This is a genomic window from Umezawaea sp. NPDC059074 (assembly GCF_042738955.1).
Classification (GTDB): Bacteria; Actinomycetota; Actinomycetes; order Mycobacteriales; family Pseudonocardiaceae; genus Umezawaea.
The window spans coordinates 47,858-73,771 of record NZ_JBHYHC010000041.1 but is presented as its reverse complement, the minus strand read 5'-3'; the positions used below and the strand labels follow the sequence as shown (position 1 = coordinate 73,771).

Below are 25,914 nucleotides of genomic sequence, written 5' to 3'. Positions count from 1 at the left end.
CGCCAGCGTTCGTCCTGAGCCAGGATCAAACTCTCCAATAATGAATTGTTTGATCGCTCCGAACAATCACTGACAAGTAATGTCAGTTGTCCAGTTTGATCTCAAAGGAAACCCATTGACTGGGTTCATATAAGTTACTGGCTATTCGGCACGCTGTTGAGTTCTCAAAGAACACGCGCACACCATCTTGTTCCGCGTCTTACCGCGGTGCAATCCGGGGCTTGTGTTTGAAGCTTAGCAAGCGATTTTTCAGACTGTCAAATCGGCCTGCGAGGCATTCGGTTCTTAGGTTTTTGGCCCCGCTCCGGCCCGTTTCCGGTCCGTGTCGCGGTGACAAGGAGAAAGTTACACCCTCATGATCCAACGACCAAATCGGGGGGGTCTTAACGGCAAAAGCCCTAGAAGAGGCCCCTCTCGAAGGCCACGGCCACCGCCGCAGCCCGGTCCTTCACCCCGAGCTTCGCGTACACGTGGAGCAGGTGCGTCTTGACCGTCGCCTCGCTGATGAACAGCTTCACCGCGGCTTCCTTGTTCGTGGAACCGCGCGCGACCAGCCCGAGCACCTCCAACTCCCGCTGGCTGAGCTGGTCGGTGGCGGGCGCGCGGACCTGGCCGAGCAACGTCGTCGCCACGGAAGGCGATAGCACCGCCTCACCGCGGGCGGCGGACCGCACCGCGCGGAACAGGTCGTCGCGCGGGGTGTCCTTCAGCAGGTACCCGGTGGCCCCGGCCTTGATCGCGGGGAGCACGTCGCTCTCGGTGTCGTACGTCGTGAGCACCAGCACGTGAGCCGCGTTCCCCCGTGCGCGCAGCTCGGTGATGGCCGTGACCCCGTCGGTCCGCGGCATCCGCAGGTCCATCAGCACCACGTCCGGGCGCAGCGCCTCCACGACGGTGATCGCCTCGGCGCCGTCGGCCGCCTCCCCGACGACCTCGAAGTCGCCGTCCCCGGAGAACATGCCCCGCAGCCCGTCCCGCACGACGGGGTGGTCGTCCACGATCACCAGCCGGATCACGGGGTCACCGCCATCGGGATCGCGGGCACGCTCGCGGACACGGCCGTGCCGCCGCCCGGCTCCGACTCCACCTCGAACGCCCCGGCCAGCCGCGACACCCGCTGCCGCATGGTCATCAGCCCGAACCCGTCGCCGTGCGGGACGAGCGGGTCGAACCCGACGCCGTCGTCGCGGACGTCCAGCGTCACCACGTCCTCCATGTACGACAGCGTGAGCCCCACCCGTGACGCCTCGGCGTGCTTGGCCACGTTCGCCAACGCCTCCTGCGCGGTCCGCAGCAGCGCCACCTCCACCTCGGGGTGCATCGGCCGCGCGGTGCCGGTGGTCGTCACCTCGACCGCGACCCCGTACGCGCCGCTCCACCCGTGGACGACCTCGGCCAACGCCTCGGGCAGCGCCGCGTTCTCCAGCGGCGCGGGCCGCAGGGCGTGCACGGACCGCCGCGCCTCGGCCAGGTTCTCCCGCGCGAGCCGCACGGACGTGGCCACCCGGTCGCGCCACTCGCCGGTCTGCTCCGCGGCCTCCAGCTGGGTGATGATCCCGGTGAACCCCTGTGCGAGGGTGTCGTGGATCTCCTGGGCCATCCGCTGCCGCTCGTCGAGCACCCCGGCCTCGCGCGCCTGGATCAGCAGCTGCGCGTGCAGGCCCGCGTTCTCCTCCATGGTCGCCGCGAGCTGGGCGACCATCTCCTGGCGCTTGCGGCTCTGCGCGGTCGTGACGTGCCCGACGAACGTGAACGTGCAGGCGAGCGTCACGAACAGCACCGCGAAGATCAGGAACGCCAGCAGCTCGGGCCCGCTCGGGATGCCGCCGAAGATCGAGACCGTGGCCAGCAACGCCGTGGCCGAGACCGCCGCGAACATCCACTTCGGCCGCAGCACCTCGCTGGCGTAGACGTACACGGCGAACGAGACGGCCCCGAACCACGTCTCCCGCAGCCCGAGCACGCCGTACAGGATCAGCATCCCGACGATGAAGATCGCCATGAGGTCCTGCCGCGACCGCCACTGCGGGTGCGCGGTGAACCACCAGAACATCCACGCGTAGGTGACGACGACGAACCCGACGCTGATCAGCTTCGCCCCGGCGTCCTGCGGGGCCAGCAGCAGGTACAACGCGGTCGTCACGGTGAGGACGAAGTACGGGATCGCGTGCCCGATCCGTTCCAACCGGTTTTCCCAGGTGTCCAGCGTGGACGCGGCCATCCCTACTCCCAACGGAAGGTCTTGGCGGCGACGGTACCCGCGAGCAGCGCGATCAGGGTCATGATCACCAGGTGCAGGAGTGACGGGGCCGTGCCGATCCACGAGTCCTGCAACGCGGCCACGCCGGGCGGCAGGTACTGGCCGATGGCGTTGAGCACGTCCGGCAGCAGGAAGCGGGGCAGGTAGGCGCCGCCGAAGAACATGATCAGCATGAACGCGAGCGTCGCCCAGCCCGCCGCGGCCTTCGCGGTCGGCGCCAACGCGGCGATCACCAGTCCCAGCGCGAAGAGCGCCGCCGCGCCGAGCAGGACCGCCGCCAGGAATCCGACGGGGCTGTGCGGCAGGGCGATGTCGAACACGGCCTTGCCCACCCCGACGACCAGCACCACGGAGACCACCGCGGCCAGGAGGTTGACCAGCAGTTGGGCCGCCAGGAGCTTGCCGGGGTGCATCGGCGTGGTGCCGAGCCTGCGGAGCACGCCGCGTTCGCGGTAGGTGGCGACGGCGGCGGGCAGGCGCTGCAACCCCAGGAACGCCAACGTGATCACGACCAGCGTGCCCGCGTAGCCGTCGATGAACCGCAGGCCGCCGAACTTCGGGTCGGGGGTGCGCAGCGCCGGGATCGCGCCGAGCACCAGGAGCAGGATCGTCGGGAACAGGACCGCGAAGGCGACCGAGGCGCCTTCGCGGAGGAACAGCTTCGCCTCTACCTGGATGACCTTGAGCACGACTCCCCCGTCACTTCTCGCGTTTGGTGAGCTCGACGAACGCGTCGTCGAGGCTGGCCTGGTCGATGCGCAGGTCGGCGGCCACGACCTGGTTGCGCGCCAGCACCGACGTGACGGCGTGCAGCAGGTTGCCGTGGCCGGTGAGGTGGATCCGCCCTCCGTGCTCGCGCGCCTCGGACACCTCGGGGAGGTCCCGGAACAGCGCGAGGTCCATCGGGGTCGACGGCCGGAAGCGCACCCGTTGCGTGCTGTCCACCCGCGACACGAGGCCCGCGGGGGTGTCGATCGCGACGACCCTGCCCGCGTCGATCACGGCCAGCCGGTCGCAGAGGCGCTCGGCCTCCTCCATGAAGTGGGTGACCAGCAGGACCGTGACGCCGGAGTCGCGGACGCCCTCGATCAGGTCCCACGTGTCCCGCCGCGCCTGCGGGTCCAGGCCCGTGGTCAACTCGTCGAGCACCGCGATCCGCGGCTTGCCGACCAGCGCCAACGCCACGGACAGCCGCTGCTTCTGGCCGCCGGACAGCTTGCCGAACTCGGCGTTTCGCTGCTCCTCCAGGCCGAGCCGTCCCATCAGCTCGCGCCAGTCGGCCGGGTCGGGGTAGAAGGAGCTGTACAGGTCGAGCGCCTCGCGGACCTTGATCCGGTCCGGCAGCTGGCTCTCCTGCAACTGCACGCCGAGCACCTGCCTCAGCGCGTCGCGGTCCCGCCGGGGGTCCAGCCCGTCGACGCGGATCGTGCCCCGGTCCGGGACCCGCATGCCCTCGACGCACTCGACCGTCGTGGTCTTGCCCGCCCCGTTGGGTCCGAGAATCCCGAAGATCTCGCCCTCTTCGACGGTGAACGACACCTCGTCCACCGCGACCTTCGGCCCGTACCGCTTGCCGAGGTCCACCACCTCGATGATCGCCATGCCCCAAGGTTCGTCGAGCGGGGGCTCCGGCGAATCGACCGGCGAGCCATACCGGCGGTCAACCGATCGGTTGATGGGTCTCCGGCAGATCCCCTGAGCGGACCCTGACGACGGCCCAGCCGAACAGGGCGGCGACCGGGAACATCACGACGCCGTAGACGGCGGCGGGCACGGCGATGTCCGTGCTGCCCAGGACGCTGATGGCGATCGTGATGGCCAGGGTGCTGTTGTGCACGCCGATCTCGAACGCGCTCGCGATCGACTGCCGGTGGCCGATGCCGAACAGCCGCGGCGCGAAGTAGCCGAGCGACAGGCTGATCACGCAGAACACCAGCGCGATCAGGCCGGTGGCGGCGAGGTAGGTGGTGAGGTTGGCCCGCTCGGAGACCACGGTCGCGACGATGACCCCGGCGAGCACCACGACCGAGAAGATCCGCACGGGCCGGTCCATCCGGTCGGCGAACCCCGGCGACCGTCGTCGCACGAGCATGCCCAGCACGACCGGGATCAGCACGATCGCGAACACCTGGACGACCTTGTCGAACTGGAGGTCCAGGCCGTCGCCGCCGGAGGTGAAGTGCCCGATGGCGAAGTTGGCGACGAGCGGCAGCGTCACCACGGCCAGGACGGAGTTGACCGCGGTCAGGGTGATGTTGAGCGCGACGTCGCCGCGGAAGACGTGGCTGAAGAGGTTCGCCGTGGTGCCGCCGGGGGACGCGGCGAGCAGCATCATGCCGACCGCGAGCAGCGGTGGGAGTCCGAAGAGGAGCACCAGCCCGAAGCAGACGGCGGGCAGCAGCACGAGCTGGCACACCAGCGCGACCACGACGGCGGCCGGGTGGCGGCGCACCCGGACGAAGTCCTCGACCGTCAAAGAGAGGCCCAGCCCGAACATCACCACGGCCAGGGCGACGGGCAGCAACACCGAACCGAGCACCGAGTTCATCGTCGACTCGCACTTCTACCGGCGGACACGGGCTCCACACCCTCACAACGGAAACCGCGCCGGTCAACCGTTATGTCCGATTCGAGATGTGCGCTAGGCGAGGACCCCGTGCAGGACCTGGGCCAGCAGCGCGGCGATGACGGCCTCGTTGTGCTCCTCGCGGCCGGGCGCCACGGCGCGGGACGCGGCCTCGACCATCCCGTGCACCAGCAGCGCCCGCAGTTCCGGCCGGTCGACGCCCGCCTCGCGCAGCACGCCGACCAGCGGTGCGAGCAGCCGTTCGTGCTCGGCCCGGATCTGCTCGCGGCTGCTGTCCGGCAGCGCGTGCGCCGACAGGGCCACGACCGCGCCGTGGCTGCCGTCGGTGATGATCCCCAGCTCGGTCCGCAGGTAGGCCTCGACCTTGGCGGGCACCCCGTCCGCCGCGGCGACGGCCCGGTCCAGGTGCCGGGCCCACTCGGGCAGCTCGTCGGTGACGATCGCCGCCACCAGCTCCTCCCGCGACCGGAAGTACTCGTACAGGCTCGGCCGGGACAGCCCCACGCGCCGGGCCAGCGCGGCCAGCGTCAACGCCTCGGGCCCGCCCTCGGTCACCAGGTCGCGGCCCGCGTCCAGCAGCGCGCGCAACCGGTTCGCACGGTGTTCCGCGACCGTGTCGGCACTGATCCTGGGCACGGCCCCATGCTATCCCCCCTTGCTTTCCCGACGCCCCGTTGGAATAGTTACCTACGTAGCGTCGGGAACCTGGAGGTGCGACATGTTCATCGCCACCAACCGCTTGTTCGTCCCCGCGGACCGCGCGGAGGAGTTCGAGGCCAAGTTCCGCGCGAACATGCGCACCTACCTGCCCGGCGTCCCCGGCCTGCGCCGGAGCACGCTGCTGCGGCCGACGACCCCGGACCAGCCGTACGTGTCGCTCAACGAGTTCGACACTGAGGCGGACTTCCGCGCGTGGGTCGCGTCGGACTCGTTCCGCGAGGCGCACGCGCGCAACAAGGGCATCGCCCGGCACGTCACGGGCAACGCGGTGGAGACGTTCGAGCACTCCGAGGACCTGGTGCTGATCGCTTCCTAGGGGAGCTGGAGCGTCTGCATCCGGTTGATCTCGTCGGTCTGGGTGGCGATCACGTCCGTGGCCATCTCCTCCACGCGGACGTCGACGCCCTTCGCCAGCACGTCCTCGGCCATCTTGAGCGCGCCCTTGTGGTGCGCGATCATCAACCGCACGAACAGCTTGTCGAACTCGCCGCCGGTCGACGCCTTCAACGCCTCCAGGTCCGCCGCGCTCGCCATCCCCGGCATGGACGCGTGGTCCACATGCGGCAGTGCGGTGGAATGCCCGTGCTGCTCGGCGTTCGTGGCGAACTGCTTCTGCCACTGCTCCATGGCGCCGATCTCCGGGCCCTGCGTGTCGTGGATGCGCGAAGCGAGACCGCGCACCGTCTCATTCGACGCCCGATCCGGTGCCAGCGCGGTCATCTCCACGGCCTGCGCGTGGTGCGCGATCATGCCGACCACATAGGTCAGATCGCTCTCGTTGGGAGCGACGAAGCGGTCGGTGCCGATGTCGTCCGGGGAGATCGTCTTCGCCTGCTCACCCGGCGCACCGGGGACGATGATGGGCGCGGCGTCCTCGTCGGGAGTGCCGGAGCACCCCGCGAGCACCAGCGCGACCGCCACCAGCCCGACCCTGATCCGCATCGCTCCCCCTCGGTCCACCGCCAACCTACCGACTTTCGCAGTAGCGGGCGGCACGGCACTACCCGCCGATCGGACGTGGTCCTTAGCCGTGCAAAACGGTGATACTGACACTCCTGCACCAGGTTAAGAAGGGGAGACCTGTGGTCACACCATCCGTTTCGGCCCGACGGCGCCGCGCGCCGCTCGCGGCGCTGGGGGCGTTCGCACTGGCGGTGTCCGCACTGGGGCTCAGTCCGCAGGCGCTGGCCCAACCCGATCAGGACAGCTACGACGGCCTGTCCGAGACGCAGCTCTCGGCGCCCGCCAACCCGACCGCGGGCATCCCCGCCGTCGACCAGGTCGTGACCAGCCGCAACGTGAAGCACGTGACGAACCTGCCGAAGGGCACGCCGTTCGCCGCGTCGACGAACTCGGACCTGGCGTTCCAGGACAACCACGCGTTCGTCGGCAACTACAACGGCTTCACGATCTACGACATCCGCAACCCGCAGAAGCCGAAGGTCGTCAGCGAGGTCCTCTGCCCCGGTTCGCAGAACGACATCTCCGTCCAGGGCAACCTGCTGTTCCTGTCGACGGACTCGTCGCGGTCGGACAACTCCTGCAACAGCGTCGCGCAGCCCGCGACGGAGAAGGCCTCGTGGGAGGGCATCAAGGTCTTCGACATCAGCGACAAGCGCAACCCGAAGTACGTCGCGGCCGTCGAGACGGACTGCGGGTCGCACACCCACACGCTGGTGCCGGACAAGAAGGGCCGCAACGCCTACCTGTACGTCTCGTCGTACTCCCCCAGCTCGACGTTCCCGGACTGCCAGCCGCCGCACGACAAGATCTCGATCGTGAAGGTCCCGCTGAAGGACCCGGCCAAGGCGTCGCTCATCTCCGCGCCGGTGCTGTTCCCGGACGGCGGCAACCAGGGCCGCCCCGGCACCGTCGAGACCGGCTACGTCACGCCCACCAGCGGCTGCCACGACATCACGGTCTACCCGTCGAAGGACCTCGCCGCGGGCGCCTGCATGGGTGACGGCGTGCTGTTCGACATCTCCGACCGCGAGAAGCCGCGCGTGATCACCACGGTGCAGGACAACGTGAACTTCGCGTTCTGGCACTCGGCGACGTTCAACAACGAGGGCACCAAGGTCATCTTCACCGACGAGCTCGGCGGTGGCGGCGCGGCGACCTGCAACGAGGCCATCGGCCAGAACCGCGGCGCGGACGGCATCTACGACATCAAGGGCCGCGGCGACAAGCGCACCCTCGAGTTCAAGAGCTACTACAAGATCCCGCGCGTGCAGTCCGACACCGAGAACTGCGTGGCCCACAACGGCTCGCTGATCCCGGTGCAGGGCCGCGACATCATGGTGCAGTCCTGGTACCAGGGCGGCATCTCGATCTGGGACTTCACCGACTCCACGAAGCCGAAGGAGATCGGCTTCTTCGAGCGCGGCCCGCTGCCCGACGGTGGCGGCGGCGGTTCCTGGTCGGCGTACTACTACAACGGGTTCATCTACTCGTCGGACATCGCCAAGGGCTTCGACGTCCTGGACGTCCGGGACCCGAGGACGTTCTCGGCGAAGTTCGTCCGGGTGAACCAGCTCAACGTGCAGACCCAGGGCGCCTACCGCGAGTGGTGACCTGACCAGTGACCTCGGGGCCCGTGTCCACTTCGGACACGGGCCCCGAGGCGTTCACGGGCCCAGTTCCTCGGGTGCCGCTAGGTTTCGACATCCTGCTCAGCCACGTCCGCCTGACGGCTGAGAGCAATGGGCTTGCGACGCGTGGACGTTCGGCGCGGCGGTGTGCGGTCACGACGGAAGGCTCGAAGCAACTCGGCCAGGGCGCGGATGATTTCAGGCCTCTGGCTCGGAGCACTGCCTCGGAGCGCGACCAGACTGACGACCATCATGACCAGCGCGGGCACAACGGCGACCACGACAACGCTCGACCCGACAGACAGGAGATCCACGGGAACACCTCGCATCCCTGCTCTGGTCGAGCGGGGCGCGCAGGCGTCAGCTCGACCAGTCCGATGACTGGCAAGCTGAGATACCTGCCCGGCGAGGCCTCAGTGAGGGATCAGAGTCCCTTTCCAGCGGTTCCGTCGATCTCCCGTGGTGGACACATGTTCCACCGTCATGGACAAACCCCCTGCAGAAGTCTCTCCCGCCGCCAATTACGGCGGCCACCCGCACCGGGTAGTGGGTGTCCAACCGCCGGGGTCGGTCACTGATTCCCTACCGTGCTGACGACACTGGTGTTGGGGATACTCCCCTCCGCACTCCCAGTGTGCCGAGCGCACGTACCCGACGAATCCGCCGACCGGGTGAGGAGCGCACTACCCACCCAGTTCCTCGAACAGCGTCAGCTGGAGCCCCGCGGGAGCCGACAGGCGGGAGTTGAGGGAGTTCCACGGGGTGCGCGTGGGTTCGGCGATCAGGGTCGCGCCGCCGTCGACGAGGGCTCCGGTCGCGACCGTCACGTCGTCCACCTGGAACGCCACCCGGATGTGGCCCGCCACCCGTTGGCCGACCTCGACCTGGTCGATGTAGTCCGCGTGGGGCGGGTCGGCGAGTTCCAGGGTGGCGCGGCCCGCCTCGAGGATCGTGACGCGGCCGCCCGGTGAGGTGAAGGCGGCCTGTTCGGGCAGGCCGAGGACGTCGCGGTAGAAGCGCAGGGCCTCGTCGTAGTCGGTGGCCGTGACCACCAGTCGCAGTTCACGCGCCATCGTGCCGCCTCCTGTTGCTCACGACGTTGACTGCCACGAGCGCGGCGAGCAGGACCGCGGTCACGTGGATGGGGGCGGGGCCGAAGGACGCGGCCAGCACGAGGGCGGCGGTGATCGGGAACGTCCAGCGCGCGAGGCCGTCGGAGGTCTCGAAGACCTGGAGGAACCACACCACGAGCAGGTAGACGGCGACCGGCGCCGTCGTCGTCATCGCCGCCGCGAGCGACGGCAGGTGGGCGACATGCGTGTCGTAGTCGACCGACACCTCCAGGCCGGCGCCGACGGCCGCCGCGCTGGCGAACACGAGGTAGTGGCCGTAACCCCAGGTCAGCGACTTGCGGAGGCTCGCGGTCAGGTCCTGCTCCGGGCAGTCGAAGTAGAGCCACCACAGCGCGAACACGATGACCAGGCCCGCGAACGCCAGCGACACCAGCGCGGGCACGTCGGTGCCGGCGTCGAGGCCCGCGCGGATCGCGTTGCTGGCGGCGAGGATCGACTCGCCGAGGACGATGAGGGTGAACAGGCCGTAGCGCTCGACCACGTGACCGACGTGGAACGTGGTCCCCGCGGCCCGTTCGGCGATCACCGGCACGAGCATCTCGCACACGGCCAGCACGACGAACGCCGTCAGCAGCAGGCCGTCGGGCAGGAACAGCCTGCCGATCCAGCCGAGCTGGACCACGGTGATGCCGAGCGCGTACCGGGTGGCCGTCGGGCGGCGCTCGGGGTCGCCGTGCCGGGCGCGCAGCCACTGGCTCACCATCGCCAGGCGCATCACGACGTACCCGATGGTGACGACCGTGAAGTCGCCGTCCTCGAACGCGCGCGGCACACCGGCGGCGAGCACCAGCACGCCGGTGATCTGCACGAGGGTCGTCACCCGGTAGACCACGTCGTCGGTGTCGTAGGAGGACGCGAACCAGGTGAAGTTCAGCCACGCCCACCAGATCGCGAAGAACACCGTGGCGTAGCCGAGCAGGCCGTGGCCGATGTGGTTCTCGGTGAGCGAGTGGTGCAGCATCGCCGCCGCCGACGCCACCGCGACCACGAAGCTGAGGTCGAAGAGCAGTTCGAGCGGGGTGGACGCGCGGTGCGGCTCGTCCGGTCGACGGGCGGCCATCGGCCGGTAGGGCACGGTCATGAGTGGATGATGCAGGACGGGTGTCGGGGCCACCACGCGTGACCCCGACACCTGCTCAGGCCTGCACGACCATGAACCGCGAGGCGGCGAAGTCCAGCGCCACCGCGGTGCCGGGCGGGTAGGCCGCGGCGATGTTCGACGGCTGGTCGACGCGGATCGTCTGCTCGTCCCCGTCGAGCCGGATCACCAGGCGGGTGACCGGTCCGAGGAAGCTCTGCGTGAGCACGCTGCCCAGCAGCGAGCCGTTCGACTCGCCCTTGTGCTCGACGATCCCGATGTCCTCGGGCCGCACGATCAGCTTCACGTCGCTGCCGTCCGCCAGGTCGGCCGCCGCGTCGGTCGGGAGCGTGAACGTCCCGAGCCGCACCGCGCCCGATTCGGCCTTGCCGAGCACGGCGTTCGTGACGCCGACGAACTGCGCGACGAACGCGGACGCGGGCTCGCGGTAGACCACCGCGGGCGTGTCCAGCTGCTCCAGCTTGCCCTGCGACATGACGCCGACCCGGTCGGAGACGGCGAGCGCCTCCTCCTGGTCGTGCGTGACGAACAGCGTCGTCATGCCGAGCTCGGTCTGGATGCGCCGGATCTCGTCGCGGAGGTTCACCCGCACCTTGGCGTCCAGCGCGGACAGCGGCTCGTCCAGCAGCAGCACGCGCGGCTGGATCGCCAGCGCGCGGGCCAGTGCCACGCGCTGCTGCTGGCCGCCGGACATCTGGTGCGGGAACCGGCCGCCGAACTTGCCGAGGCCGACCAGTTCCAGCAGTTCGTCGACGCGCTTGCCCCGCTCGCTCCCGGACGCCTTGCGCAGCCGGAGGCCGAACTCGATGTTCTGCGCCGCCGTCATGTTCGGGAACAGGCTGTACGCCTGGAACACCATGCCCATGTCCCGGCGGTTCGCCGGGACGGACGTGATGTCCTTGCCCGCCACCACGACGTGCCCCGTGTCGGCCGTCTCGAACCCGGCCACGATGCGCAGCGCGGTCGTCTTGCCGCACCCGCTGGGGCCGAGCAGGCTGACCAGCTCGCCCTCGGTGAGGTCGAGGTCGAGCCCGTCGAGCGCGGGCGCGCCGCCGAAGGACTTCCGGAGGCCCTTGAGCTCTAGGTAACCCATGAAACCCGGTCTTTCTCTAGTCCTCGACGACGGTGACCCGACGCCGTTGACCGACGTAGGAGAGCAGGAACAGCAGCACGAACGCGAACACCAGGCAGGCCAGGGACACCGCGATCGACAGGCCCGCGTTGCGCTTGCCGATCAGGTTGACCTGGACCTGGAGGGTCTCGAAGTTCAGCAGCGAGGCGATGGTGAACTCGCCGAGCACCAGCGCGACCGACAGCAGCGACGCGCCGATCAGGGCGGTGCGGATGTTCGGCACCACGATCCGCCACAGCACCGTGCCCCACGACGCGCCGAGGCTGCGAGCGGCCTCCGCGAGCGTCTTGAGGTCGATCGCGGCGAGGCCCGCGTCGATGGCTCGGTAGGCGAACGGCAGCACCAGCACCGCGTACACGAAGGTGAGCGTCAACGGCGAGTCGCCGAGGAAGTAGTTCACCCACGCGTAGAGCGGCGCCATGCCCACGACCAGCACGATCGCCGGGATCGTGAGCGGGAGCAGGCACAGGAACTCGACCACGCGGCGCATCTTCGGCAGCCGCAGCCGGATCCACGCCATGGTCGGGACGAGCAGCACGAGCATCAGCACGGAGCTGAGCACGGCCAGTTCGACCGACGTCACGATGGAGTCGACCAGGTCGGGGTCCTCGAAGATGCCGGTCCACGAGTCCAGGCTGCGGGTGTTGTTGATCCCCCGCGTGGAGAACTCCCCCATCGCCACCAGCGGCAGGATGAAGTAGAAGCCCAGCACGACGAGCACGACGACCCGCAGGACGGTGCCCGCGACCTTCTTCGGGGGTTTCGCGGTCACTGCCATTTCGACACCCTCCGCTGGATCAGCGCGTACAGGCCCATCGCGACACCGACCACGATGACCATGCCGAGCCCAAGAGCCTTGCCCAGGTTCTCCTGGCCCAGCAGCACCTCGCCGGTGAGGAACCCGCGGATCTGCAACGGCACGATGGGGCTGCCCTGCGACACCAGCGCGGCGGCCGTGGCGTACGCGGAGAACGCGTTCGCGAACAGCAGCAGCAGTGCGCCGAGGAACGGCGAGAACAGGATCGGGCCGCCGACGTAGCGCCAGTACGTCCACGTCCCGCCGCCGAGGCTCTCGGTGGCCTCCCTCCACTGCGGACGGAGGCCGTCCAGCGCGGGGAGGAACACGACGACCATCAGCGGGATCTGGAAGAACGTGTACACCAGCGTCAGACCGGGCAGCTCGAAGATCCAGGCGCTGCCGGAGAACAGGTTGACGCCCAGGCTGTCCTGGAGGAACTTCGTGACGAAGCCCTGGAAGCCGACGGTCGCGAGGAACGCGAACGCCAGCGGCACGCCGCCGAACTGCGCGAGCACGCCCGCGGCCGCCACGACGACCCGCCGCAGCAGGCCCTCGGGCCGCCCGCTCGCGACGGCCCACGACAGCAGGGCTCCGAAGATCGCGCCCAGCAGGGCGGTGATCGCCGACAGCTCGATGCTGCGCCAGAACGCCTGGAGGTAGACGCCCTTCATCAGGTCGGTCAGGTTGGAGAGGGTGAAGGCGCCGTTCGAGTCCTGGAACGCCCCGGCCAGCACGAGGATGGTCGGGTACACCAGGAACACGCCGACGTACGCCAGGAACGGGACGACGACGAGCCACGCCAGGACGTTGCCCCTGGTCGGCCCCCGGCCGGGGGCGGCGGCTTTCGCCGCGCCTCCCCCGGCCGAGGTGGTGACGGGTGCGACCAAGGGTCAGCCCACCGCCTGCGCCCACGTGGCGGTCAGGACCTGCTTGGCCTTGTCGGCCTGCTCCTGGGTCTGGAACACCTGCTTGCCCTCGGTCTTGGGCAGCTTGCCCGCCGCGGCGGAGTCGACCTTGCCCGACTTCGTCATGGCCTCGAGCCGCACCGGGCGCGACAGGCCCTGGAGGTAGATGTTCTGGCCCTCGTCGGAGTACAGGAACTCCTGCCACAGCCGCGCGGCGGCCGGGTGCGGGGCGTCCTTGTTGATGGCCTGGTTGTAGTAGGCGCCGATCTGCGCGCCGGTCGGGACGACGGTCTTCCAGTCGGCCTTGCCCACGAGCTTCGCGGTCTGCGCGGCGTTCGTGTAGTCCCAGTCGATGACGACGGGGGTCTGGCCGGACTCGATCGTCGCGGGCGACGGGTCGACCGGCAGGAAGTTGCCCGCGGCCTTGAGCTTCTTGAAGAACTCGACGCCGGGCGCGATGTCGTCGGCGGAGCCGCCGCTGCCCAGGGCGGCCATCATGACGCCGGAGAACGCGGCGCCCGCCTGCGTCGGGTCGCCGTTGAGCGCGACCTTGCCCGCGTACTCGGGCTTGAGCAGGTCCTCGACCTTGGTCGGCGCGGGCACCTTGCCGGCGTCGTAGCCGATGGACATGAAGCCGCCGTAGTCGCCGTAGTAGAGACCCTCGCCGTCCTTGAGCTCGGCCGGGATCTCCTCCCAGGTGGCGACCTTGTACGGCGCGAACATGGTCTTGTTCGCCACGGCCACGTTCAGCCCGAGGTCGAACACGTCCGGCGCGCGGTCACCGCCCTTGAGCTGCTGGGCGGCCTTGATCTCGTCCGCGCTGGAGCCGTCCGGCTGCGCCGAGTCGATCTTGATGCCGTACTTGTCCGTGAAGGCCTTGATCATCACGCCGTAGTTCGCCCAGTCCGGGGGCAGCGCGATGACGTTCAGCGTGCCCTCCTTCTTGGCCGCTTCGACGAGCTTGTCGACCCCGCCGAAGTCGGCGGCGGACTTGGCCGTCGCCGCGGCGGTGCCGCCAGACGAGCTTTCCTTGGCGGGCGGAGCCCCGCAGGCGGCGAGCGCGATGGCCAGCGCACCGACACCGAGCAAGCGCAGAACTGGGGTGGGAGTCAACGAATCGAACCTTCCTCGTCGGGAGTGCCCGTGAGCGGTGCTCGCTCGCGAGTCGTATACCCCGAAACGTGTCAGTTGGCGCGAGGATTGGTCATATTGAGCGACCTTGTCAAGCGCGCCGCACGTACTGATACCAATTCGAATGACAAGGCGAATTCCTCGTGGTGACCACATGTACCAAGGGTTAACCCAACGCTGTTATGGCGCTCGGCGAACCTGCCGCCGGACCACCCCTGCGCTGGCCCGTTGGCAAGACCCGTGGCACAAACCTGCCCTTTCGGACCATGATCCACGGTGCGTTGGGGAGACCGGGCGCGCGCCCGAACCACCCCCTCGGCGGACGGGTGCGACGACCGAAACGACCGATTGTCGGGCCTCCTCCCCGAAATTCCGCGGACCGTCTGGTCCAGTCGGCAATTGGGCACGTATTAACAGCTGATTCCTGGACCGTTCCAGGACCGTTTGCGAACCCGGTGACGAAAGCCGCACCGGGCGTGACGCCCCCCTCCGGCCATGCGTAGCCGTACTATGCGTTGGACAACTACCTATGGGGGTTCTCGTGACGCAGCGGAAGTTGCTCGTGTGGTTGCACGTCCTGAGCTCGGTCGGCTGGATGAGCCAGGCGCTCGCCCTGTTCGCCCTGACGACCTACGGGCTCGGCTCGTCCGGGGCGTCCCGGACGAGCGCGTTCGACATGGCGAACGTGCTCGACACCGCCGTGCTCCAGTTCATGGCGACCACTTCGGCCTACACCGGATTCATGCTCTCGGCGCTCACCTCGTGGGGCTATTTCCGACACTGGTGGGTTCTGTTCAAATTCGTGATCACGTTGTCCCAGCTGTACCTCGGCATCTTCCTGTTGAGCCCGAACCTGGACCTCGGCGAAAACGGGAACCCCGCCCTCATGCGTGCCGGATCACTGCTGATGGCGAGCGCGCTCGCGGTGCAGGCGTGGCTGTCCGTCGCCAAGCCGGGCAAGCGCACACCGTGGACCCCACCAGGCAAGTTCCCCACCGCGCCCGGCTGGTTGACCGCCGTCCTCACCACCGTTCCGCTGATCGACTACGTCGTGTTCGGGCACATCCCGGCACTGTCACTCCTCGTCGTCATCGCCTACCCCGTGTGGCGCCGATGGAAAGTCACACCTCGGCAATCGGCCCCATCCGGTGGGGCACGTAGGCTCAAGGACGTAAACGACTTGACCCACCACCAGAACTGAGAACGAGGTGATCGGTGTGACGGTTGGCGATAGCCACCGCCGCGATACGGATCTGCTGCGCGAGCTGGAACCGATCGTGGAGGTCAACCTCGACCGCCACTTGTCGATCGCCAAGGAGTGGATGCCGCACGACTACGTCCCGTGGAGCGAGGGCCGCGACTTCGCGTTCCTCGGGGGCGAGGACTGGCACCCGGAGGACTCCCGGCTCGACCCCACCGCCAAGACGGCGATGATCATCAACCTCCTCACGGAGGACAACCTCCCCTCCTACCACCGCGTCATCTCGTCGTCGTTCGGCAAGGACGGCGCGTGGGCGACGTGGATGCACCGCTGGACGGCCGAAGAGGCCCGCCACGGCATCGCCCTGCGCGACTACCTCGTGGTCACCCGCGGCGTCGACCCCGTCGAGCTCGAGCGCAAGCGCATGGAGCACATGTCGGTCGGCTTCGAGGGCACGACCGAGTCCGCGATCCGCAACATCGTGTACGTGTCGTTCCAGGAACTCGCGACCCGCATCTCGCACCGCAACACCGGCCGCGCCACCAACTGCCCGCTGGCCGACCAGCTCCTCGCCCGCATCGCGACGGACGAGAACCTGCACATGGTCTTCTACCGCAACCTCGTCACCGCCGCGTTCGAGGTCCAGCCCGACCACACCATGCAGGCGGTCCGCGACGAGGTCCTCAACTTCCAGATGCCCGGCGCGGGCATCTCGGACTTCCTCCGCAGCTCCGCCACCATCGCCAACGCGGGCATCTACGACCTCCGCCTGCACCACGACGAGGTCATCATGCCGATCCTCCGCTACTGGAAGGTGTTCGAACGCACCAACCTCGGCGGTGAGGGCGAGAAGGCCCGCGAGGAACTGGCCGAGTTCCTCGCCGTGCTCGACGGCAAGGCCAGCAAGTTCGTCGAGATGCGCGAACGCCGCCGCGCCCGCGCGGCCAAGGCGGCGGAGTAGTCGGCTGTGGATGTGCCAGGCCCCTGGCCGTGGGTACGCGCGGCCAGGCACCGGCATTGCTCAATATAAGTGCGGAATGGGATAGTCGCCCTGTGCACGCGTTCGACGTCCTCGGCGACCCCGTCCGCCGCCGCATCCTGGAACTGCTCGCCACCGGCGAGCAGACCTCCGGCGCGGTGGTGACCGTGATCCAGCAGGAATTCGGCATCTCCCAGCCCGCCGTGTCCCAACACCTGAGGGTGCTCCGCGAGAACGGCTTCGCCAGCGTTCGCGCGATGGGGACGCGGCGGTTGTACTCGGTGGAGTCAGGACCGCTGGAAGAGGTCGACGCGTGGCTGGACCGCTTCCGGCAGTTCTGGGGGCAGCGGTTGGACGCGTTGGGGACGGAGTTGGCTCGGGGGAAGCGCGAGCGGCGGTTGCGGGAAGAAGCCGAGGAGCCTCCTGTCGGGGGGTGATCGGTCGTTGGGTGGGGTCGCGTGAAGAACTGCCGCGACCTGGGATGTGGGTTCGGAGGCTGGGCCGCCTGATCTCGATGGCGGTGGTAGGCCGGAGATGGTGCAGGTCAAGGACACCTCTGGGTGATGTCGCCGGTTGAGGCGTCCTTGACTGAGGGCGGGGAGGGCCTCGCCGTCGGGCGAGCCGGTTCCGGGAACGCGGCGATGAAATCGCTTGAGCCGTGGAGCGCGGCAAAGGCTTGGGGATCGTGTGAAACCTCCTGCTGTCGATCAGGTGGGTGAGCCATGCCCGAACCGGCGAAGGTGGAGAAGACAGCAGGCCACTTCAGGGGACACGGCGATGGCGAGGGCCGGTCGAGCCGGACGTGCAGCGGACGCCGACTCGAGCTCGAATCGACGGGGTTGGGGGAAGGCGGAGGGCCTTTCGTCGTCGGAGCGGGGTGGGGCCGTGCGCGCGGGATGGGTTGGGGGTGTCCGGGGCGGCGGTGGGAAGTGGCGGAGCTTGGGGAGGCGCGGGAGCGCGGTTCGGCGTGGCTGGCAGGTGGTCGGTCTGAGGCGGGGCGCGGCATGGGACGACGGGTCGCGAGAGCCGGAGAGCGCGGTTCAGCGAGGCTGATAGGGGCGGACTGGGGCGGGTGGGCCTGGGCGGCGAAGTGGTGGGCAACGGGGTTCCCCTGCGGGCTTGAACTGGGAGGGCGGCGGGAGTAGCGGTCGCCAAGGCGGTGAGCAGCGGGGCTCGCGCCTGGGCATGAGGTGGGGCACGGCGGGAGCAGCGGATCCCGAAAGCGGCGGGTAGCGGTGCTCGCGCCTGGACACGAGATGGAAACGCGCCAGGACCAGCGGACCCCGAGAGCGATGGACAGCTGCGCTCGCGCCTGGGCATGAGGCGGGAAGGCAGCAGGACCAGCGGATCCCGAGAGCGGTGGACAGCGGTGCTCGCGCCTGGACACGAGATGGAAACGCGGCAGGAGCAGCGAATCTCGAGAGCGATGGATAGCGGCGCTCGCGCCTGGACACGAGGTGAGAACGCGGCGGGAGCAGCGGATCTCGAGGGCGATGAATGGCGGCGCTCGTGCGTGAGCATGAGGTGGGGTGCGGCGGGAGCAGCGAGTCCAGAGAGCGATGGGCAGCGAGGCTCGTGCCTGGGCATGAGGCGGGAACGCGGTAAGAGCAGCAGCTCGCGAGAGCGACGGGCAGCTGGACTCGCGGCTGGGTATGAGGTGGCAGCGCAGCGGGATTAGCGGGTCCCGAGAACGGTGGGTGGGAGCGCGGCAGGAGTAGCGGGTCCCGAGAACGGTGGTCAGCAGGACTCGTGCCTGGGCGTGAGGTGGGAGCGCGGTTGGAGCAGGGGGCCCGAAGGTGGTGGGTAGCGGGGCTCGTGGCTGGGCGTGAGGTGGGTGGGGTGGTGGGGGCGGTGGGTGGGTGGAGTGGTGGGGGTCGCAGGTGGGGGTGGGATGTTTGGGGTGGTTGTCGTGTGGGGTGGCGTGGTTGGGGGTACCCGTGTGGGGTCCGGCTCCGCCATTTGGTGGTTGGGGGCCCTGTGTTCATTGGGGAGGCTCGTGAAACCGTTGTTGCAGTTGCCTGCCGCGCTTGACCTGAGCCGGTTCCCGCACCCGCCGCTGTCGACCGTGCGGCTTTGGGTCACGGAAGTGCTGGTTGGCGTGTCCGAGGACTGTGTCGATGACACCGTCCTGCTGGTCAACGAGCTCGTGTCGAACGTGTACGACCATGCGACGCCACCCTGTCGGGTGAGGGTGTCCGAGCTTCCCGAGCACCTCGGGGTGCGGGTGGAGGTCGATGACGGGGAAGCCGACCTGCTTCCCGTGCTCGGCACCTCGCGGTTGGGGAAGTACCGCGGGCGTGGGCTGATGTTGGTGGAGCGGGTCGCCGAGCGGTGGGGGATCTCGCGGCGGACCTGGGGGAAGACGGTGTGGGCCGAGCTGCCCTTCCGGATCGTGCGGCCAGTGGTGGTGTAGGTGGGCATGAGGTGGCTCCGAAGTCAGTAGCAGAGTGCGTGCCGCTTGCACGCATCTTGGACTGTACACCTGATGCGTGCCGCTGGCACGTACACTGATCGGGTGCACTCCGCCGCCGCTCGTGTCGAGGCCGCGCTGGGGCTGCTGCTCCGGCGCAGCACCAGGGCCCACCTGTACGACGACCTCGTGACCGATGTCCAAGGGGTCGACGAGACGACCTACCCCGTGCTGAGCGGGATCGCGCGGTTGGAGCCGGTGAGTTCCACCCGGCTCTCCGACGAGATCGGGATCGACCGGACGGCGACCACGCGGTACGCGGCCCGGTTGGAGAAGGCCGGGCTGGTGACCCGTGAACCCGATCCGGGGGACGCGCGGTCGACGTTGCTGCTGCTGACGGACGCGGGGCGGGTGGCCAGCGATTCGGCGCGGCGGAAGCTGGTCGACCGGCTGGACGGGATCGTGGCCGAGTGGACGCCGTTGGAGGCGGAGCTGTTCGCCACGGTGCTGGAGCACCTGGTGGGGAAGCTGCGGCCCGAGTCCTGAGTGGACGTTCTACATCGACCTTGTGCGCGTCCGTGGAGCTGTATCACAATGGGCGTCCTCACGAGGCTGGGTGGAGCTGATGGCGGACGTCGCACATCCGAGAGTGTCGAGACGGCGCGAGGTCAGCCACGCGAGCGCGCGGTCGGTGCTGACGACCGTGTTGGGCGAGTTCGTGCTGCCGCGCGAGACCCCGGTCTGGACGTCGACGCTGGTGGACGTGCTGCGGTTGTTCGGGATCGAGGAGAAGTCCGCGCGGCAGGCGCTGTCGCGGACGGCGGCCGAGGGGTGGCTGCGGTCGGAGCGGGTCGGGCGGCGGGTGCGGTGGTCGCTGACGGCGTCCGGTCGTCGGCTGCTGACCGAGGGCGCGCACCGCATCTACGAGTTCGGGCGCGTGCCGAGCGGGTGGGACGGGCGGTAGCTGATGCTGTTCGTGTCGGTGCCCGAGACCAAGCGCGACCTGCGGCACCGGGTGCGGACGCGGCTCGCGTGGGCGGGCTTCGGGTCGCCGCAGCCGGGGGTGTGGGTCAGCCCGAACACGCGCAGGCAGGCCGAAGCGGCGACGATCATCGCCGACCTCGGGGTGGAAGCGCCGGTGCTGTCGTTCGTGGCCGAGTTCGGGGCGATCGGCGAGGTCGGCGACCTGGTGACGCGGGCGTGGGACCTGAGCGACCTGGAGGAGCGGTACGAGGACTTCATCGACGAGTTCAGCGGGATCCGGCCGGTCAGCGGGCAGCACGCGCTGCACGCGCAAACCCTGCTGGTGCACGAGTGGCGGCGGTTCCCCTTCCTCGATCCGGGGTTGCCTGCGGCGCTGCTGCCGGAGAACTGGAGCGGGGCCAAGGCCGCGGAACTGTTCCACGGCAAGCACGACGACTGGCGGGCCGCCGCGCAGGGGCACTGGGAACAGGTCATGGCCTAGCTGCCGGACCAAGCCGCTGAACGGCTGAGGGCAACCGAAACCGCAGGCGTGGCAGAAAAACCGGTTGAAGGTGTGCGCCGGTCACCGGGTGAGCGAGGTGGCGCGGAGCTGGTCGCGGAGGACGTTGCGGCGGATCTTGCCCGTGGCGGTTTTCGGTAGTTCGGCGAGGATCGTGACCGCCCTGGGGCGTTTGAAGGCGGCCAGGCCCTCACGGCACCAGCGGATGATCTCGTCCGGGTCGACGGTGTGGCCTGGGCGGGCGACTACGCAGGCGACCGGTTTGTCGAGGTCGTCGGCGTCGGGGATGCCCACGACGACGGCTTCGGCGATGTCCGGGTGTTCCAGGAGGCGTTCCTCGACCTCGCTCGGCGTCACCCAGATGCCGCCCGCTTTCAGCATGTCGTTCAGGCGGCCCAGGCAGGTGTAGGTGCCGTCGTCGTTGCGGACGTAGGTATCGCCGGTGCGCATCCACTGGCCCAGGAACACGCTGCGGGACGTGTCGGTGCGGCACCAGTAGCCCGTGGCGGTCGACGGGCCACGGACGTGCAGCTCCCCCGGTTCGCCGACGGCCGTGACGGGGGTGCCATCGGTATCGCGCAGGTCCACGTCGTAGCCGGGGACCGGGACGCCGGAGGACTTCGGGCGGACCTGGCCCGGTCTGTTGGACATGAAGATGTGCAGCATCTCCGTGGAGCCGATGCCGTCCAGGACCTCCACGTCGAAGCGGGACCGCATGCCCTCGTACATCCGCGCGGGCAACGCCTCGCCCGCCGACACGCCTTGGCGGACCGTGGCGAACGCGTCCGGCGGGACGTCCGAGGCCAGGAGCGGGCCCCAGAAGCTGGGGGTGCCGAACAGGAGCGTGGCCCGGTCCTGACGAGCGCGGGCGGCGAAGAGGGCCGGGGTGGGTCTGCCGGGTTCGAGCAGGGCCGTCGCGCCGACCGAGAGCGGGAAGAACAGGGAGTTGCCGATGCCGTAGGCGAAGAAGAGCTTCGCGACGGACAGGCAGCGGTCGTCGCGGGTGATGCCGAGGACTCCCCCGGCGTAGTTCTCCGCCACGAACAGGATGTTGGCGTGGCGGTGCATGGCCGCTTTCGGGACGCCGGTCGTGCCGGAGGTGTAGAGCCACAGCGCGGGCGAGTCCGGCCACGTCGGGTACGGCTCGGACGGGCCGTCGCGCAGCAGGTCCGCCCAGGTCACGCCGTCCACGCCCGCGGGCAACGGACCGGGGTCGGCGACGACGTGGCGGACGTCCGGCGCGTTCTGGACCGCTGCCCGCACGGTGTGCGCGTAGTCGGACGAGCCGATCACCACGCGGGCGCGCGAGTCCACGACGAGGGCGCGGAGTTCCGGAGCGGTCAGCATGGTGGAGCACGGCACGGCCACCGCGCCGACGTGCATCGCGGCGAGGATGGCGGTGAACAGCTCCACCTCGTCGACCATGCACATCAGCACGCGCTCCTCGGGCCGCACGCCGAGGGCGCGCAGACCGGCCGCGACGCGCACGACCTCGTCGTGCACCTGCTGGTAGGTCAGGTTTCGGGTGGGCGTGACGACGGCCGTGCGGTCGCCGTCGCCGTTGCGGAGGTGGCGGGCGACGAGGTGGTCGGCGGCGTTGAACGTGGTGGGCGCGGCAGTCGGCATGGCATCCGCCTCAGGGGAGGTAGACGTACTCGTAGTCGAACGGTTTGTCGTTGATGCCGTTCGTCGGCGGCGCGACCCAGCTGGCGATCTTGCCCCGCTCGTACACCGGGTGCATGAGCGACCGGACGAACGCGAGGTCCTCGGTCGTGGGCAGCCACTTGCGGCGGTTCGCGGCCCACGTGGCCTCGTCCACGATCGTGCCCTCGGGCGTGATGTGGAAGCCGGCGTTGAGGCCGACGTTGCGGTTGAAACCGGGGTGGGGCAGCAGGAACCGGAAGCCGATGCCGTGCTCCTCCAGGATCTTGTTCCACCGCTTCACGCCCGTGCGGCAGTCGGCGATGTACTCGCCGCGCAGGTCCAGGTTGAGCGCCAGCAGCGTTTGCACCTCCTCGGTGCTCCACGTGCCGTCGGCCGTCGGCCGGTCGAGGGTCGTGCCGCCCTCGGTGAGCTTGTGGTCGTCCTTGCGACGCCCTTCCTGCCACCGGCCCTTGAGCCCGGCGGTGTAGTAGTTCGCCGCGTTCGTGGAGGTCTCGCCGCCGAACAGGTCGAGCGACACGGTGAAGTGGAAGTTCAGGTACTTCTGGATGATCTCCAACGGGATCCCGCCGCACGCACCGATGTCCGTCGTGTCGTGCTCGCGGATCAGCTGGGCGCTGCGGGTCACCACGCGGTCGACGCCGGTGGTGCCGACGAACATGTGGTGCGCTTCCTCCTTGAGCATGAACTCGCAGGTCCGCGACAGCGGGTCGAACGCGCTCTCCTTCAACGTGCCGAGCTGGTACTTGCCGTCCCGGTCGGTGAAGTAGGTGAACATGTAGAACGCCAGCCAGTCCGCGGTCTCCTCGTTGAACGCGCCGAGGATGCGCGGGGTGTCCGGGCTGCCGGAGTTGCGCAGCAGCAGGCCTTCCGCCTCGTCGCGGCCCTCCTTGCCGAAGTACGCGTGCAGCAGGTACACCATCGCCCACAGGTGCCGCCCCTCCTCCACGTTGACCTGGAACAGGTTCCGCAGGTCGTAGAGGCTGGGCGCGGTGAGCCCCAGCAGCTTCTGCTGCTCGACGGACGCGGGTTCGGTGTCGCCCTGGATCACGATCAGCCGTTGCAGGTCGGCCCGGTACTCCCCCGGAACCTGCTGCCACACGGGTTCCCCGGCGTGCTCGCCGAAGCCGATGCGCCGGTCGGCGTCGCGTTCGGCGAGGAAGATCCCCCACCGGTAGTCGGGCACGTTCACGTGGTCGAAGTGCGCCCACCCGTCGCGGCCGACCGCCACGGCGGTGCGCAGGTACACGCCCCGCGTGCGCAGCGTGGGGCCCATCTCGCCCCACCAGTCGAGGAACTTGGGCTGCCAGCCCTCCAGCGCGCGCTGGAGCCTGCGGTCGCCCGCGAGGTTGACGTTGTTGGGGATCTTGTCGTCGTAGTCGATCTTCTCCGGCATCGCGCTACACCCGGTTCCTGTCGAAGACGGCCTTCCGCCCGGTGCCGTAGCGGCGCAGCGCGCCGTCCGGACCGGAGGCGTTGGGGCGGGTGAAGATCCAGTTCTGCCAGGCCGCGAGCCTGCCGAAGATCTTCGTCTCCACGGTTTCCGGGCCGACGAACCGGTGGTTCGCCTCCATCCCGGTCAGCGAGTCCGGGCTCAGCGCTGCCCGGCCCTCGACGACGATGCGGATCTCGTCGTCCCAGTCGAGGTCGTCCGGCGCCTCGGTCACCAGGCCGAGCCCGTCGGCCTCCGCCGCCGACAGCGGCCGGTCGACCTCCGCCGCCAGCCGGTCGACGTGCTCGTCGTCGCCGTAGAAGCGGGAGCGCAGGCGGGTCAGGCCGTTGCCCATCGGGAACGGGCCGAAGTTGGCCCGCGACAGCGTGATCGCGGCTCGCTCGTCGCTGGTCTCGTCGTCGACCGGCGGACCGTCCAGCACGTACTGCCGGTCCGCGGCGAGGGCGAGTTCGAGGAGCACGCCGGCGAAGCAGGAACCCGGTTCGATCAACGCGACGAGGCTGCGACTGGTCACGTCCAGCCGTTTCAGCACGCGCTTGTAGAAGTGCCGGATCTCGTTGGCCAGCCAGTCCGTGCCCTCCAGGACGACCCGCTCGTGCGCGAGCACCAGCGCGGGGTCGCCGGACGTGCGGATCAGCCACGTCCCCAGCTCGGTCTCGTTGTGCCGCAGGCGGAGGATCAGGTCGTCCAGCTCCCGCGACACGGCCAGCAGCCAGTTCGACGCGGTGACGGACGTCGGAGCGGCGTCACGGGGACCGCGGACGGTGATCTCCACCGTGCCCGCGTCCCGGTCCAGCACCGCCGTGACGTTCGGGTACTCGAGGCGGTCCTCGGTGACCTCGCGCCGCAACGGGGTCAGCTCGATCCCCACGGCGTCGCGCGGCCGTGTGCTCGCCTCGGCCAATTGGAGCGCCCGCGCCGTGACGGCCTCGGTGAAACCCCGGCGTGGAGCCAGTTCGTCGACCAGCCGCCACTCGACGGCGGTCTTGCCCTTGAGCCCGTCGGGGCGGGTGGCGAACACGTCGGCGCGGTCCTTGCGCACCTTCCGCTTGTCCACCAGCCGGGTCAGGCCGCCGGTGCCGGGCAGGACGCCCAGCAGCGGCACCTCCGGCAGCGCCACGGCGGAGGAGTTGTCGTCGATCAGGACGATCCGGTCGCACGCCAGCACCAGCTCGTACCCGCCGCCCGCGCAGGTCCCGTTCACCGCGGCCAGGTAGGTCTGGCCGGAGTGCTCGGTGGCGTCCTCCATGCCGTTGCGGGTCTCGTTGGTGAACTTGCAGAAGTTCACCTTCCACGGGTGCGACGACGCGGCGAGCATCCGGATGTTCGCCCCCGCGCAGAACACGCCGGACTTCGCGCTGGTCAGCACGACGGTGCGGACGCCGGGGTGCTCGAACCGCAGCCGCTGGACCGCGTCGTGCAGCTCGATGTCCACGCCGAGGTCGTAGGAGTTGAGCTTCAGCTCGTAGCCGGGGACCAGGCCGCCCTGCTCGTCGACGTCCATCTCCAGCCACGCCACGGGTCCGTCGACCCGCAGCGTCCAGTGCCGGTAGGAGTCCGGGTGCCGATCGAAGTCGACCTCCATGGCGAACGCCCTCCTCGTCGTGGGGTTCGCCCTCAGTGTCTACACGTCACCTCCCGATCGTCAAGGTTCTGTAGAACGATCTAGAAGTCGTCGGGGCTGATCGCGGTCCTGCTGAGGTAGCCGGCCCAGGACGACTTGGGGGCCTTGGCGGGGTTGCGGCGAGCCTGCTCGACCACCAGCCGCTTCAACTCGGCCTCGATGCCCAGTCGCGGGTACGACTCCTCGAACTCCGCGCTGCCCTCGCCGAAGTCGGCGAGCACGCCGAGGCGGGTCAGCAGCGTGATAGGGCCACGGCGTTCGGCGATCTGGGCCGAGGTGTGCAGCGCGATGGCCTCCCACACCTGGTCCACGGCCGCCGCGGGCACGCCCTCCGCGGTGAGGAACGCGGCCGCCGCGTCGGCCCCCTCCACCTCGAACCGGACCGGGCCGTCGAAGGCGTCGGCGGTGCCGATGTCGTGCAGCGCGCACGCCTGGAACAAGATCACCCGGTCGTGCTCGATCCCGTCGCGCTCGGCGATGGCGGCGGCGTGCAGGAAGGTGCGCACGCTGTGGTTGAGCACGGAGGGGGCCTCGTGCTCGCGGGCGAAGGCCAGCACCCGCTGGGACAGCGGGTCGGTCGGCAGGAGCGTCATGCGCGCGAGGCTAGTGGGCCGACTGTCCGTGGTCGCGGTGGTATTAGGCCGCACGCACCACCACCAAACGGGTGACACCGTTGCTTCCTGTGACGCGAACTGGTCGGTCCGTCGCCTGTTTCCGCACTTCGCTGTGGACAGATCGGTCGGCC

Annotated in this window: 25 protein-coding genes and 1 pseudogene; 8 read left to right on the top strand and 18 right to left on the bottom strand. The window is 69.3% G+C overall.

The features are described from left to right. Positions 1-398 precede the first annotated feature (398 nt). From ACFWW9_RS20275 to ACFWW9_RS20250, 6 genes are all read right to left on the bottom strand, one after another. The gene (locus ACFWW9_RS20275) at positions 399-1,016 is read right to left on the bottom strand and encodes a response regulator (RefSeq protein ID WP_390379768.1); all 618 of its coding nucleotides are present in this window, start codon (positions 1,014-1,016) and stop codon (positions 399-401) included. Beyond that, on the bottom strand, positions 1,013-2,221 hold the full coding sequence (locus ACFWW9_RS20270) for a sensor histidine kinase (protein WP_390379764.1): 1,209 nt from the start codon (positions 2,219-2,221) through the stop codon (positions 1,013-1,015). The genes ACFWW9_RS20275 and ACFWW9_RS20270 overlap by 4 nt, the downstream gene beginning before the upstream one ends. A gap of 2 nt (positions 2,222-2,223) precedes the next feature. Then, positions 2,224-2,949, bottom strand: a complete 726-nt coding sequence (locus tag ACFWW9_RS20265) for an ABC transporter permease (RefSeq protein WP_390379761.1) — start codon at positions 2,947-2,949, stop codon at positions 2,224-2,226. Between the two features lie 10 nt (positions 2,950-2,959). Further along, positions 2,960-3,862: an ABC transporter ATP-binding protein gene (locus ACFWW9_RS20260; RefSeq protein WP_390379758.1), complete on the bottom strand. Its 903-nt coding sequence runs from the start codon at positions 3,860-3,862 to the stop codon at positions 2,960-2,962. Between the two features lie 58 nt (positions 3,863-3,920). Beyond that, positions 3,921-4,808 (bottom strand): bile acid:sodium symporter family protein, encoded by an 888-nt coding sequence (locus tag ACFWW9_RS20255; RefSeq protein WP_390379755.1) that lies wholly within the window; start codon positions 4,806-4,808, stop codon positions 3,921-3,923. 93 nt (positions 4,809-4,901) lie between these two features. Beyond that, the gene (locus tag ACFWW9_RS20250) at positions 4,902-5,483 is read right to left on the bottom strand and encodes a TetR/AcrR family transcriptional regulator (RefSeq protein WP_390379752.1); all 582 of its coding nucleotides are present in this window, start codon (positions 5,481-5,483) and stop codon (positions 4,902-4,904) included. A gap of 82 nt (positions 5,484-5,565) precedes the next feature. On the opposite strand from ACFWW9_RS20250, the gene ACFWW9_RS20245 reads away from it, so the two are divergent. Then, a complete protein-coding gene (locus ACFWW9_RS20245; protein ID WP_390379749.1) occupies positions 5,566-5,883 on the top strand; it encodes an antibiotic biosynthesis monooxygenase family protein in 318 nt (105 codons plus the stop codon). Here ACFWW9_RS20245 and ACFWW9_RS20240 read toward each other — a convergent pair. Next, a complete protein-coding gene (locus tag ACFWW9_RS20240) occupies positions 5,880-6,509 on the bottom strand; it encodes a DUF305 domain-containing protein (RefSeq protein WP_390379746.1) in 630 nt (209 codons plus the stop codon). The two genes, ACFWW9_RS20245 and ACFWW9_RS20240, sit on opposite strands and share 4 nt — an antisense overlap. 140 nt (positions 6,510-6,649) lie before the next feature. On the opposite strand from ACFWW9_RS20240, the gene ACFWW9_RS20235 reads away from it, so the two are divergent. After that, positions 6,650-8,140 (top strand): LVIVD repeat-containing protein, encoded by a 1,491-nt coding sequence (locus ACFWW9_RS20235; protein ID WP_390379743.1) that lies wholly within the window; start codon positions 6,650-6,652, stop codon positions 8,138-8,140. An 80-nt stretch (positions 8,141-8,220) separates the two neighbouring features. Here ACFWW9_RS20235 and ACFWW9_RS20230 read toward each other — a convergent pair whose 3' ends face one another. From ACFWW9_RS20230 to ACFWW9_RS20200, 7 genes are all read right to left on the bottom strand, one after another. Next, positions 8,221-8,472, bottom strand: coding sequence for a hypothetical protein (locus ACFWW9_RS20230; protein ID WP_390379740.1), 252 nt, complete (start codon positions 8,470-8,472; stop codon positions 8,221-8,223). A gap of 369 nt (positions 8,473-8,841) precedes the next feature. Then, entirely contained in the window at positions 8,842-9,231 is a 390-nt protein-coding gene (locus ACFWW9_RS20225; RefSeq protein WP_390379737.1) for a VOC family protein, read from the bottom strand. Further along, positions 9,221-10,372, bottom strand: a complete 1,152-nt coding sequence (locus ACFWW9_RS20220; protein WP_390379734.1) for a low temperature requirement protein A — start codon at positions 10,370-10,372, stop codon at positions 9,221-9,223. Before ACFWW9_RS20220 ends, ACFWW9_RS20225 begins: the two co-directional genes overlap by 11 nt. Positions 10,373-10,427: 55 nt before the next feature. After that, positions 10,428-11,483, bottom strand: a complete 1,056-nt coding sequence (locus tag ACFWW9_RS20215; protein ID WP_390379731.1) for an ABC transporter ATP-binding protein — start codon at positions 11,481-11,483, stop codon at positions 10,428-10,430. A 16-nt stretch (positions 11,484-11,499) separates the two neighbouring features. Next, a complete protein-coding gene (locus ACFWW9_RS20210; RefSeq protein ID WP_390379728.1) occupies positions 11,500-12,300 on the bottom strand; it encodes an ABC transporter permease in 801 nt (266 codons plus the stop codon). Further along, positions 12,291-13,208 (bottom strand): ABC transporter permease, encoded by a 918-nt coding sequence (locus tag ACFWW9_RS20205; protein WP_390379724.1) that lies wholly within the window; start codon positions 13,206-13,208, stop codon positions 12,291-12,293. Before ACFWW9_RS20205 ends, ACFWW9_RS20210 begins: the two co-directional genes overlap by 10 nt. A gap of 3 nt (positions 13,209-13,211) precedes the next feature. Beyond that, a complete protein-coding gene (locus tag ACFWW9_RS20200) occupies positions 13,212-14,315 on the bottom strand; it encodes an ABC transporter substrate-binding protein (RefSeq protein WP_390379722.1) in 1,104 nt (367 codons plus the stop codon). Positions 14,316-14,952: 637 nt separating this feature from the next. On the opposite strand from ACFWW9_RS20200, the gene ACFWW9_RS20195 reads away from it, so the two are divergent. From ACFWW9_RS20195 to ACFWW9_RS20170, 6 genes and pseudogenes are all read left to right on the top strand, one after another. Beyond that, the gene (locus tag ACFWW9_RS20195) at positions 14,953-15,558 is read left to right on the top strand and encodes a hypothetical protein (RefSeq protein WP_390379719.1); all 606 of its coding nucleotides are present in this window, start codon (positions 14,953-14,955) and stop codon (positions 15,556-15,558) included. Positions 15,559-15,574: 16 nt separating this feature from the next. Then, entirely contained in the window at positions 15,575-16,519 is a 945-nt protein-coding gene (locus tag ACFWW9_RS20190) for an acyl-ACP desaturase (RefSeq protein ID WP_390379716.1), read from the top strand. Positions 16,520-16,611: 92 nt separating this feature from the next. Next, complete coding sequence (locus ACFWW9_RS20185; RefSeq protein ID WP_390379713.1) at positions 16,612-16,974, top strand: ArsR/SmtB family transcription factor; 363 nt, start codon at positions 16,612-16,614, stop codon at positions 16,972-16,974. Between the two features lie 1,571 nt (positions 16,975-18,545). Beyond that, complete coding sequence (locus ACFWW9_RS20180) at positions 18,546-18,950, top strand: ATP-binding protein (protein WP_390379711.1); 405 nt, start codon at positions 18,546-18,548, stop codon at positions 18,948-18,950. 102 nt (positions 18,951-19,052) lie between these two features. Next, entirely contained in the window at positions 19,053-19,493 is a 441-nt protein-coding gene (locus ACFWW9_RS20175) for a MarR family winged helix-turn-helix transcriptional regulator (protein ID WP_390379708.1), read from the top strand. 79 nt (positions 19,494-19,572) lie between these two features. Next, positions 19,573-20,412: pseudogene (locus ACFWW9_RS20170) on the top strand (PaaX family transcriptional regulator C-terminal domain-containing protein). Positions 20,413-20,493: 81 nt separating this feature from the next. On the opposite strand, the gene ACFWW9_RS20165 reads toward ACFWW9_RS20170, so the two are convergent. The 4 genes from ACFWW9_RS20165 to ACFWW9_RS20150 all read right to left on the bottom strand — a co-directional run bounded on the left by ACFWW9_RS20165 (position 20,494) and on the right by ACFWW9_RS20150 (position 25,762). Continuing rightward, positions 20,494-22,056, bottom strand: a complete 1,563-nt coding sequence (locus tag ACFWW9_RS20165) for a benzoate-CoA ligase family protein (protein ID WP_390379705.1) — start codon at positions 22,054-22,056, stop codon at positions 20,494-20,496. A 10-nt stretch (positions 22,057-22,066) separates the two neighbouring features. Beyond that, a complete protein-coding gene (gene boxB / locus ACFWW9_RS20160) occupies positions 22,067-23,488 on the bottom strand; it encodes a benzoyl-CoA 2,3-epoxidase subunit BoxB (RefSeq protein WP_390379702.1) in 1,422 nt (473 codons plus the stop codon). Between the two features lie 4 nt (positions 23,489-23,492). Then, the gene (gene boxC / locus ACFWW9_RS20155) at positions 23,493-25,130 is read right to left on the bottom strand and encodes a 2,3-epoxybenzoyl-CoA dihydrolase (RefSeq protein ID WP_390379700.1); all 1,638 of its coding nucleotides are present in this window, start codon (positions 25,128-25,130) and stop codon (positions 23,493-23,495) included. A gap of 80 nt (positions 25,131-25,210) precedes the next feature. Then, entirely contained in the window at positions 25,211-25,762 is a 552-nt protein-coding gene (locus ACFWW9_RS20150; RefSeq protein ID WP_390379697.1) for an HD domain-containing protein, read from the bottom strand. Positions 25,763-25,914 lie beyond the last annotated feature (152 nt).

Coding starts and splice junctions, on each gene's coding strand:
- ACFWW9_RS20270 (WP_390379764.1), bottom strand. CDS start 2,221: ATGGCCGCGTCCACGCTGGACACCTGGGAAAACCGGTTGGAACGGATC.
- ACFWW9_RS20260 (WP_390379758.1), bottom strand. CDS start 3,862: ATGGCGATCATCGAGGTGGTGGACCTCGGCAAGCGGTACGGGCCGAAG.
- ACFWW9_RS20255 (WP_390379755.1), bottom strand. CDS start 4,808: ATGAACTCGGTGCTCGGTTCGGTGTTGCTGCCCGTCGCCCTGGCCGTG.
- ACFWW9_RS20245 (WP_390379749.1), top strand. CDS start 5,566: ATGTTCATCGCCACCAACCGCTTGTTCGTCCCCGCGGACCGCGCGGAG.
- ACFWW9_RS20240 (WP_390379746.1), bottom strand. CDS start 6,509: ATGCGGATCAGGGTCGGGCTGGTGGCGGTCGCGCTGGTGCTCGCGGGG.
- ACFWW9_RS20225 (WP_390379737.1), bottom strand. CDS start 9,231: ATGGCGCGTGAACTGCGACTGGTGGTCACGGCCACCGACTACGACGAG.
- ACFWW9_RS20220 (WP_390379734.1), bottom strand. CDS start 10,372: ATGACCGTGCCCTACCGGCCGATGGCCGCCCGTCGACCGGACGAGCCG.
- ACFWW9_RS20215 (WP_390379731.1), bottom strand. CDS start 11,483: ATGGGTTACCTAGAGCTCAAGGGCCTCCGGAAGTCCTTCGGCGGCGCG.
- ACFWW9_RS20210 (WP_390379728.1), bottom strand. CDS start 12,300: ATGGCAGTGACCGCGAAACCCCCGAAGAAGGTCGCGGGCACCGTCCTG.
- ACFWW9_RS20195 (WP_390379719.1), top strand. CDS start 14,953: ATGAGCCAGGCGCTCGCCCTGTTCGCCCTGACGACCTACGGGCTCGGC.
- ACFWW9_RS20165 (WP_390379705.1), bottom strand. CDS start 22,056: ATGCCGACTGCCGCGCCCACCACGTTCAACGCCGCCGACCACCTCGTC.
- boxB (WP_390379702.1), bottom strand. CDS start 23,488: ATGCCGGAGAAGATCGACTACGACGACAAGATCCCCAACAACGTCAAC.
- boxC (WP_390379700.1), bottom strand. CDS start 25,130: ATGGAGGTCGACTTCGATCGGCACCCGGACTCCTACCGGCACTGGACG.
- ACFWW9_RS20150 (WP_390379697.1), bottom strand. CDS start 25,762: ATGACGCTCCTGCCGACCGACCCGCTGTCCCAGCGGGTGCTGGCCTTC.